Genomic DNA, 10,388 nt, shown 5'->3' with positions numbered 1-10,388 from the left:
ATACGTTTCATATTCTCACTTCAGCACGTATTCAGGCTACCTGGTTGGACGCAACAAGCAGACGAAAAGACTGCATAATAGATGAAAAAATGTGTTTATTGGAAGTTTCTGCCAGCATTCAGTTGACAGAAACTCCATTAATGTCGGAAGAAATGCCACAAAGTAAAGTAAAGAAAATAAAAGAAAAGAAGAATAGTAGTACTGGCGAAAACGGCCAGGCCGTTTCGCCCCCTAAAAAAAGTTTGGAAGAGCGGGAAAAAGAATTGGCTATTCGACAACAGGAGTTTTACAACAGCCTGGTTGAGTATGTGCTCACGTACGGCAAAGAAATGGTCCGGGCTTTTTACAATTACTGGGCTGAACCCAATAAAAGCCGGACAAAATTCAAAAAAGAAATGCAGGCCACCTGGGACACGAAACTTCGATTGGTTACCTGGGCGGGAAATGAGGAACGCTTTGGTAGGGGTACAACAAAGCTCGAAGCACCGGTAAACAAAGTCCGGGAACTGGAAGAAGCTGAAAACCGTAAAAAACTAGGCATCCATGGAAAAGACTAAAAACGACCGGGATAAGAAAAACAGGCGTACTGCTTACGTTGATACTGTAAACCTTGTGTATGGTAAGCTGCCGCCGAATGCTAAAGATCTGGAAGAGCTGGTACTCGGGGCGATCATGATTGTGCCCGGTTCAATAGACCGGGTGTTGGAATACGTCTCAGAGGATTCCTTCTATTCGCAGGCACACCAGGAAATTTTCCGGTGTATGCGCACGCTCCATCAAAAATGCCAGCCAACGGATCTTGGGATGGTAGTGGAGGAGCTTAGGAACCAACAAAAGCTGGAGGAAGTTGGCGGCCCTTATTACGTTACCACCCTTACCAATAAGGTTACTTCATCTGCCAGTATAGAGTTTTACGCAAAGATCATCGCACAAAAATATTTAGCCCGGGAAATGATCAGAGTAGGCACGGAGATTGTGCAAAATGCATATGAAAATTTTAACGATGCCTTCCAGCTGTTGGATTTAGCTGAGCAACAGCTGATGAGCATTGGTAGCAAGCATGTACATGGCGATGTGAAGGGCATGGATACGGTGATGGTAAACACGATCAACCGGATAGAAGAGTGGCGTAAACAGAATAGTCCGGTTACCGGTGTTCCTTCGGGGTATGAACAATTAGACCGGGCCACCCGCGGCTGGCAGCCTTCCGACCTGATTATTCTTGCTGCCAGGCCATCGGTGGGTAAAACCTCATTTGCCCTGCGGTTGGCACGTAATGCCGCACTCAATGGGATAAAACCGGTACCAGTTGCCATATGGTCCTTGGAAATGGAAGACGTACAGCTGGGATTGCGCATGCTGGCAGCCGAAAGCGGTATGATGCTTCACCGCCTTCAAACGGGGAGTTTGGAAGACGAGGACATGGCCCGATTATACCGTACCGGTATACAGACCCTGGCCGGAACAAAGATCTTCGTTGACGATCAACCGGGCTTAAATCTACTTAAACTACGGGCCAAAGCCCGCCGGCTGAAAAAGAGGTATGATATCGGCCTTATCCTGGTTGATTACTTACAGTTGATGACCGATGATGACAACAGGGGCAATCGTGAGCAGGAAATTTCGCGCATTAGCCGCGGCCTGAAGTTGCTGGCGAAGGAGCTGGGTATACCGGTGATTGCACTATCTCAACTAAGCCGTGATGTAGAAAAGCGGACGGGAGTCAAAAAACAGCCCCAGCTAAGCGATCTACGCGAATCGGGGTCAATCGAACAGGATGCGGATGTGGTGATCTTTCTGTGGGGGCCAGACGATGACGAAATTGAAAAGGATGCTTCGCTGCGAGATCGCAGGTATGCGCGTATTGCCAAGGCCCGCAACGGCATGCTCCTTACCATCAATTTCGAACTGAATAAAGATACGCAGGAGTGGGAAGAAACGGATCGGGATTCGTTTTCGAAACCAGTTCCATCCGCCTCCGCTAGACCGCTTAAAGGGGGGTCGAAGGAAAGCCCACGTTTGCCATATTCAGACAATGCAAAAGACGAAGATCTGCTTTTTTGAAAATGAATTCCGGCAATAATACCATTAGCCGGTAGTATGGCGCAGTGAGTCAGACAGCGGTGCAATAAGTAAACGCTTTTGCCGAGTACTATAAAAAAAGAAAGCGACTTGCGCCGCTTTAAATGTTTTCACAACGGAATAATCCTTATTGTGAATTGCTTTCAAGATTTAAATCTAAGAACTTTTATAATACACGAAAAATAAATTTTACAGAAGTAAGGGTTTAATAAACGTAGTTATACTTTGTTTAAACTAATTCTGGAATTTCAGATGTGCTAATTATTTCTATCGACATTATTTAATATTCTTCTGATCTATGTTTAGGAATTGTAGTAGATCATATTTTTAGATTATCTATTCCTGTTATAATCAGCATTTAGGATATATTACCCGTATAATTTATCAGGTAACACTTTGATAGCTTATTTGACTAAAAAAATCCCCACTTTTTTTGTACAATCCTTGCACAATATTAGAAGGGGTAATCATACTCGATTAATTCTAATCGATTTTCAGTTATTTTTAAGATGAAATTTATTGCAAGGTAGAATAACTTGGAATCTTAACGGTAGAATCAATTATAAGACTTTAATAAATTGGTAATTATTCCAAGAAGGATAACTAAGAATAGATAGGATGTTTCAAGGAACCTGTTATGAAACTTTCATGAACTAGATACAATCTATTTAAGAAGTTTCATAACAGATTAATTGAAAGCAATTCACAACCAACCCCTCATTTTCAATACAATCTTAAAAATGATTGTTGGAAACAAAATGAAGATAAGCGATACATCGCCAAATTGGGGTTTGGACCCCCTTTTCAGAATCTAGGGCCCGTAATCCTGCCCTTCATTTTGTAAGTATAAATATAATATTATGAGGGGTTGTGAAGCACATATTTGTGCTTTTTTGTAAATTTATTGACCTCTATCAAATAGCTAATAATGACAAAAACAATTTTAGGTCTTGATCTCGGAACTAATTCGATAGGGTGGGCATTGATAGAGCAGAATACTGTTGAAAAGGCTGGTAAGATCATTGAGGCGGGATGCCGCATCATCCCAATGTCGCAAGATGAGTTAGATAAATTTGGTAGTGGGGTTTCTGACTCAAAAGCAGCCGAAAGAACAGGATTTAGAAGCACAAGAAGGTTGAGAGAGCGACATCTTTTACGAAGGGAAAGATTACATAGAGTGCTGCACATTCTCGGTTTTCTTCCGGAACATTATGCTGCTCAAATAGATTTTGTAAAAAGGCTTGGTCAATTTATTCCGGAAACTGAACCCAAGCTGGCTTATTCATATCATGAAACAGGCAAAGCAGAATTTCTTTTTAAAAAATCTTTTGAAGAGATGCTGGCCGACTTTGCTCGGCAGCAACCACTCTTAGTGCAGGATGGCAAAAAAGTACCCTACGATTGGACCATATATTATTTAAGAAAAAAAGCATTAAGAGAAAAAATTGAAAAAGAAGAGCTGGCCTGGTTACTACTTCATTTCAATCAAAAAAGAGGTTATTACCAATTAAGAGGGGAGGAGGAAGAAGAAAATGCTGAAAAGCTAGTCGAATTCCATGCATTGAAAGTTGTAGAAGTGATACCTGATGACGCGCAAAAAAATAGAAATGAGATCTGGTATAGTATAGTTTTAGAAAATGGCTGGATATACAGGCGATCAAGCAAAACACCATTATTTGACTGGATAGGAAGGATTCAGGAGTTCATTGTAACTACCGATCTACTTCCAGACGGTTCAATAAAAAAAGACAAAGAAGGGAAGGAAAAACGAAGTTTCAAAGCCGTTGACTCTGAGAAAGACTGGATAGCTATAAAAAAAAGCACAGAAAATAAAATTGAAAGAAGTTTTAAAACCGTTGGCGAGTACATATACGACACTCTACTGCAAAACCCAAATCAAAAGATTAAAGGCAATCTGATCCGAACCATTGAACGAAAGTTCTATAAAGATGAACTAACCAGAATCCTGGAAAAACAACAGGCGCTACATCACGAATTACAAGACAAGGCGCTGTATCAGGCCTGTTTGGAAGAGTTATATGAATACAATGAATCGCACCGAAATAACATCAGCAAAAAGAACTTCAGCCATTTATTTTTAAATGATATTATCTTTTTTCAAAGACCATTAAAAAGCAAAAAATCCCTTATTGGCAACTGCAAATTTGAAAGCAGGACTTTTATAAAAGATGGGAAGAAAGATATAATTTCATTGAAAGGCATTCCCAAATCCCATCCTTTGTTCCAGGAATTCAGGCTATGGAAATTCATTCAAAACCTACGCATCTATCAACGGGAAAAGGAAGTGAATGGTAGGCTGGAATTAGATGTCGATGTTACCCGATTGTTTTTAAAAACAACCAAAGACTGGATCACTCTTTTTGAGTGGCTGAATGAACGTAAAGAAATTGATCAACAATCATTTTTAAAATTCCCTTTTTTTCAACTAAAAAAGAAGGCTGACCAATATCGCTGGAACTATGTAGAAGACAAGACCTATCCATGCAATGAAACCCGGGCTTTGATCAATAGCAGACTGGAGAAAATACATGACGGTCATGATTCTTTCCTGACCCAGGAAACGGAACAAAGTCTCTGGCATATACTCTATTCCGTAGAAGACAAAAGTGATTTGTCAAAGGCCCTAAGAACCTTTGCAACAAAAAATAACCTGAATGAAGATTTTATAGAGCAATTCAAAAAAATTCCTCCTTTTAAAAAAGAATATGGCGCTCACTCAGCCAAGGCATTAAATAAGCTATTACCCCTGATGAGAATGGGTAAGTATTGGAATCAGGAAGCGATTCACCTTCACACGAGGGAACGAATTGATAAAATATTGTCCGGCGAGTATGATGAGAAAATTAAAGACCGGGTTCGCGAAAAAGCATTACACCTTTCGCAAATAGAAGACTTCCAAGGCTTACCTGAATGGTTAGCAACCTATATTGTGTATGACCGCCATTCGGAAGATGGAGATGCCACCAAATGGCGAATAGCAAAAGATATTGAGTTGCTGGAACAACACAGCCTGCGCAATCCGACAGTGGAAAAGGTGATCAATGAAACCCTGCAATTGGTTCGCGACATCTGGAAACAATATGGCAACAGCGAAGAAAATTACTTCAAAGAAATTCACGTTGAGCTGGGTAGAGAAATGAAAAACACAAAAGCTGACCGGGAAAAGATCTCCAGGCAAAATTCAGAAAATGAAAACACCAACCTCCGCATCAAAGCTTTATTGGTTGAATTATTTAATGATGGCGGTTATGACAACGTTCGTCCTTACTCTCCGATGCAACAGGATATTTTGAAACTTTATGAAGAGGGTGCATTAAATGCTGAAGCTGATAAAATACCCGAGGACATCCTGAAAATATCCAAAACCGCTCAACCTACGTCTTCTGAGTTAATCCGGTACAAATTATGGCTGGAGCAAAAGTATCGATCCCCGTATACAGGCCAGATTATTCCATTAAATAAATTATTTACCCCGCTATACGAAATAGAGCATATAATTCCCAGAAACCGCTATCATGATGATTCATTTAATAATAAGGTAATATGTGAGTCGGCTGTCAATAAATTAAAGGACAACCAAACCGCACTTGAATTTATTCAAAATGAGGGCGGGCACATTATTGAAACCGGTTTCGGTGAAAAAGTGATGGTGTTCACCCTGAATGCTTACGAAAAATTCATTAAAGATCATTACGCTAAAAACAAAGGCAAGCTGAGCAGGCTATTTATGGAAGATATTCCGGAATCGTTTATTCAGCGCCAACTGAATGACAGCCGTTATATTAGTCGGGAGGTAAAAAGATTGCTGAGCAATATTGTGCGGGAAGAAAACGAACTGGAATCCACCTCAAAAAATGTAATACTTTGCAACGGCGCCATAACATCTAAATTGAAACAGGATTGGGGACTGAATGACATCTGGAATGAGATCATCACACCTCGTTTTGAACGACTTAATACTTTAACCAATAGCAATAATTTTGGGGAATGGGCCAGTAAGAGCGGTAAACCGGTGTTTCAAATTCAAATGCCACTAGCGCTTCAGAAAGGTTTTAACAAAAAGCGTATTGATCATCGACATCATGCCCTGGACGCTATTGTTATAGCCTGTACCACCCGGGATCATATAAATTACCTTAATAACGAGAGTGCGCTTGAAAAAGGATCAAAAGAGGAAAAAGAGAAAAAAAGATATGATCTGAGAAGTAAGCTATGTTTTAAAAAATACAATGACGCTACAAAGAAGGACTACAACTGGACATTTTATCAGCCATGGAATGTTTTTACCAGAGATGCCAAAGAAAAATTATCACAGGTAATTCCAAGCTTTAAACAAAACCTGCGGGTAATAAATAAAACCCAGAACTATTATCAAACCTGGCAAAAGGATGAACATGGCTTGTTAAAGAAAATACATGTCCTTCAAATAAAGGGTGACAGTTGGGCTATTAGAAAGCCCATGCATAAAGATACCGTTTCAGGCCTTATTAAATTAAGACTAAAAAAGGCAGTGTCTTTATCGGCAGCGTTAGATAATTGGCAAATGATAGTTGATAAGGATTTTCGGAGTCATATTAAAAAGTTAATTGACCAACATTTTGACAAGAAGAATATAATAAAGCATTTTAAAGAAAAGGGAAATAATTGGAACGACCGGGATATATCTAAAATAGAGATTTACTATTGGAATAAAGAAAATGTGGCATCCAGGGTGAAATTGGATGAATCTTTTAATTCAGCAACAATTAAAAGTATTACTGATTCGGGCATTCAGGCTATTTTAATGAATCATCTGAAGAAATACAATGAAGAAAAGGATGGTAAAGTCATTGAACATCCTGAACTGGCATTTTCTGTGGAGGGCATTGAAAATTTGAATAAACATCTCTCTTCATTAAATGGAGGAAAACACCATAAGCCTATTTTTAAAGTCCGTACATATGAGCCTAAGGGCAATAAATTCAGTGTTGGACAAAATGGGAATAAGGCACATAAATATGTTGAAGCGGCCAAAGGTACTAATCTGTTCTTTGCCATATATAAAAACGAAAGTGGTAAACGAAGCTTCGAAACTGTACAATTGAATATAGTTATTGAACGGCAAAAGCAAGGGCTAGCCCCCGTTCCGGAAACTAATGAAGTGGGCGAATCCTTATTATTCCATTTATCACCCAATGATTTGGTTTATGTGCGAGGCAGTGAAGAGCTAGACAATAGTAATGTTATAGATTATAGCAATTTAACCAGGGATCAGCTTACTCGGATATTTAAAATAGTAAGCTTTACCGGTAGCCGGTTATATGCCATCCCCTGCAACGTAGCCAGCTCTATCGTAGATAAGGTAGAATTTACACAACTAAATAAAATGGAATTCACCCTTGAGAAGATTTCTATAAAAGATCATTGTATAAAATTACAATCAAACAGACTTGGACAGTTAAAGCCTGGAATGTAGGAAAATCGAATCTTGACTATGATCAATACCTATTGGATGAAAGACTTATTGAGGAAATAAAAAATTAAAGTTACCCGTTTCAGGATAAAACCCCATGATAAAGCGTACGCTTTATTTCGGAAATCCAGCCTATTTAAAGACGGCTAACGAGCAGCTTGTAATAGAAATGCACGATAGTGGTGAAGCGAAAAGTACACCTATTGAGGATATTGGCATACTAATACTTGATCATCAGCAAATAACGATAACGCAGGCGCTCATTGCAAAGTTATTGGCCAATAATACCGCTGTTATTACGTGTGATCATACGCACCATCCAACCGGCCTGTTATTGAATCTTGATGGAAATAGTTTGCAAAGTATGAAGTTTCAGGCGCAGATAGAAGCAACGCTTCCATTGAAGAAACAACTTTGGCAACAGACAGTGGCGCTTAAAATTCAAAACCAGGCTGCTTTATTGGCAATCCAGCGGGAAGAAAATAAATATCTTTTAAATCTTGCTTCAGTCGTAAAAAGTGGTGATCCGGACAATAATGAAGCCAAAGCTGCGGCTTATTATTGGAAACATTTAATCCCTGACTTTCTGCAGTTCAGGAGAGAGCGATATGGCCCTCCCCCCAATAATCTTCTGAATTATGGATATGCAATATTACGGGCCATAGTAGCCCGTAGTCTTGTAATCTCTGGATTATTGCCAACCCTTGGCATTCACCATCGAAATCAATACAATGCATATTGTCTGGCAGATGACATCATGGAGCCGTATCGACCATATGTAGACCAGGTTGTTTGTCAGATCATTAGAGGAAACGGCAGGTTTCTGGAAATGACGCCAAATATGAAAAAGGCCTTATTGGGGATACCGGCCATGGATGTGATAATTGACGAGCAGAAGAGCCCATTAATGAACGCGGTTCAGCGCACCACCGCTAGCCTGGCCAAATGTTTTGAAGGGAAATCACGAAAAATTTTATATCCTGAGCTTTGAACGATTAAATGCCTATCGAATCATGTGGGTATTAGTTTTTTTTGACTTGCCTACGGAAACCAAAAAGGACCGTAAGATCTATGCCCGGTTCCGAAAGGAGATTATGGCGTATGGATTTCAGATGTTCCAGTTCAGTATTTACTTGCGACATTGTAGCAGCCGGGAGAACGCTAATGTTCATATTGAGAGGGTGAAAAAGATTTTGCCAGAAAAGGGGCATATTGGGATTATGTGTATAACAGACAAGCAGTTCGGGATGATGGAAATATTTCGGGGACAGGATCAGGTTAAGGCGCCGGAAACGGTTCAACAGTTGGAGCTTTTTTAGGTCTATAGGATGAAAAAAGTGCCTTCTCAAACCAGTTTTTAGGTCCTGTAAAACAGTTAAAAAGCACAACAGGACTGGGTTCTAGCCAATCCTGCTGTATCAGCTCTAAGCTACTGAATAATTTGAAAGCAATTCACAACTTAAGCCTGTCAATCTTACTGCCCAGTTTGGCTGTATCAGCTCTAAGCTACTGAATAATTTGAAAGCAATTCACAACCAGTATGCCCCCAGGTTCATTCGAGCAATGAGCTGTATCAGCTCTAAGCTACTGAATAATTTGAAAGCAATTCACAACAGTAGGTCATTTCTGAATACACCTCAACCTGCTGTATCAGCTCTAAGCTACTGAATAATTTGAAAGCAATTCACAACAAAATCATTGCTTTGCTGATTTGCCACCCGGCTGTATCAGCTCTAAGCTACTGAATAATTTGAAAGCAATTCACAACTGGAATTTACTTAGCTGGCGAAAGAGAGGGCTGTATCAGCTCTAAGCTACTGAATAATTTGAAAGCAATTCACAACATAAAGAGAATAGCGACAGACGTATGTACGCTGTATCAGCTCTAAGCTACTGAATAATTTGAAAGCAATTCACAACTGCGCCTGGTACGTCACTCTGATATTGATAGCTGTATCAGCTCTAAGCTACTGAATAATTTGAAAGCAATTCACAACGATCCTTACCCCCAATAGAATAGTAAACATGCTGTATCAGCTCTAAGCTACTGAATAATTTGAAAGCAATTCACAACCCCATGCCCACGCGTAAACTAATACCACAAGCTGTATCAGCTCTAAGCTACTGAATAATTTGAAAGCAATTCACAACAAATATTTGTAGTTGTGAAATCTTGTGATGGCTGTATCAGCTCTAAGCTACTGAATAATTTGAAAGCAATTCACAACGTTTGCGTATAGTACCAGTCGAGCAACATAGCTGTATCAGCTCTAAGCTACTGAATAATTTGAAAGCAATTCACAACTTATTACGAGTTGCACGAGCAATTAATATTGCTGTATCAGCTCTAAGCTACTGAATAATTTGAAAGCAATTCACAACACAAACCTGTGGATGTATGCGTTTAACCGAGCTGTATCAGCTCTAAGCTACTGAATAATTTGAAAGCAATTCACAACAGGCGATTAATGCCGCCTGCAAAAGACCTTGCTGTATCAGCTCTAAGCTACTGAATAATTTGAAAGCAATTCACAACTACAAAAAGACGCGAAAAATTATGTTCATAGGCTGTATCAGCTCTAAGCTACTGAATAATTTGAAAGCAATTCACAACATAACTTCGATATAGTAGTCTTTGAGATGCTGTATCAGCTCTAAGCTACTGAATAATTTGAAAGCAATTCACAACGTCCAATCTTGACAAGTGACTCGTATTCTTGCTGTATCAGCTCTAAGCTACTGAATAATTTGAAAGCAATTCACAACTCAAGACGAGGAAAGCTGTGATATGTACGCGCTGTATCAGCTCTAAGCTACTGAATAATTTGAAAGC

5 protein-coding genes and 1 CRISPR repeat array (1 of these 6 only partly in view) are annotated in these 10,388 nt (G+C 39.6%); all 5 genes read left to right on the top strand.

Translation table 11 applies throughout. The annotated features are described in order from the left end of the window. The coding region (locus tag J7I42_RS14150) for a hypothetical protein (protein WP_209139467.1) at positions 1–557 on the top strand (557 nt) is incomplete at its 5' end. Then, positions 544–2,064 carry a replicative DNA helicase gene (dnaB, locus tag J7I42_RS14145; RefSeq protein ID WP_209139466.1) on the top strand — a complete coding sequence of 507 codons (1,521 nt, stop codon included), beginning with the start codon at positions 544–546 and terminating at the stop codon, positions 2,062–2,064. The genes J7I42_RS14150 and dnaB, both read left to right, overlap by 14 nt. A gap of 946 nt (positions 2,065–3,010) precedes the next feature. Further along, positions 3,011–7,558, top strand: coding sequence for a type II CRISPR RNA-guided endonuclease Cas9 (gene cas9 / locus J7I42_RS14140; protein ID WP_209139465.1), 4,548 nt, complete (start codon positions 3,011–3,013; stop codon positions 7,556–7,558). Positions 7,559–7,652: 94 nt separating this feature from the next. Further along, entirely contained in the window at positions 7,653–8,546 is an 894-nt protein-coding gene (gene cas1, locus J7I42_RS14135) for a type II CRISPR-associated endonuclease Cas1 (RefSeq protein WP_209139464.1), read from the top strand. Positions 8,547–8,568: 22 nt separating this feature from the next. Beyond that, on the top strand, positions 8,569–8,874 hold the full coding sequence (gene cas2 / locus J7I42_RS14130; RefSeq protein ID WP_209139463.1) for a CRISPR-associated endonuclease Cas2: 306 nt from the start codon (positions 8,569–8,571) through the stop codon (positions 8,872–8,874). Positions 8,875–8,967: 93 nt separating this feature from the next. Further along, a CRISPR array of direct repeats spans positions 8,968–10,388; the repeat unit is 47 nt; unit sequence GCTGTATCAGCTCTAAGCTACTGAATAATTTGAAAGCAATTCACAAC; it runs 4,087 nt beyond the window's last position.

The organism is Niastella soli, assembly GCF_017742245.1.
Lineage (GTDB): Bacteria > Bacteroidota > Bacteroidia > Chitinophagales > Chitinophagaceae > Niastella > Niastella soli.
This window is presented reverse-complemented; position numbering and strand designations above follow the sequence as displayed.

Coding starts and splice junctions, on each gene's coding strand:
- cas9 (WP_209139465.1), top strand. CDS start 3,011: ATGACAAAAACAATTTTAGGTCTTGATCTCGGAACTAATTCGATAGGG.
- cas1 (WP_209139464.1), top strand. CDS start 7,653: ATGATAAAGCGTACGCTTTATTTCGGAAATCCAGCCTATTTAAAGACG.
- dnaB (WP_209139466.1), top strand. CDS start 544: ATGGAAAAGACTAAAAACGACCGGGATAAGAAAAACAGGCGTACTGCT.
- cas2 (WP_209139463.1), top strand. CDS start 8,569: ATGTGGGTATTAGTTTTTTTTGACTTGCCTACGGAAACCAAAAAGGAC.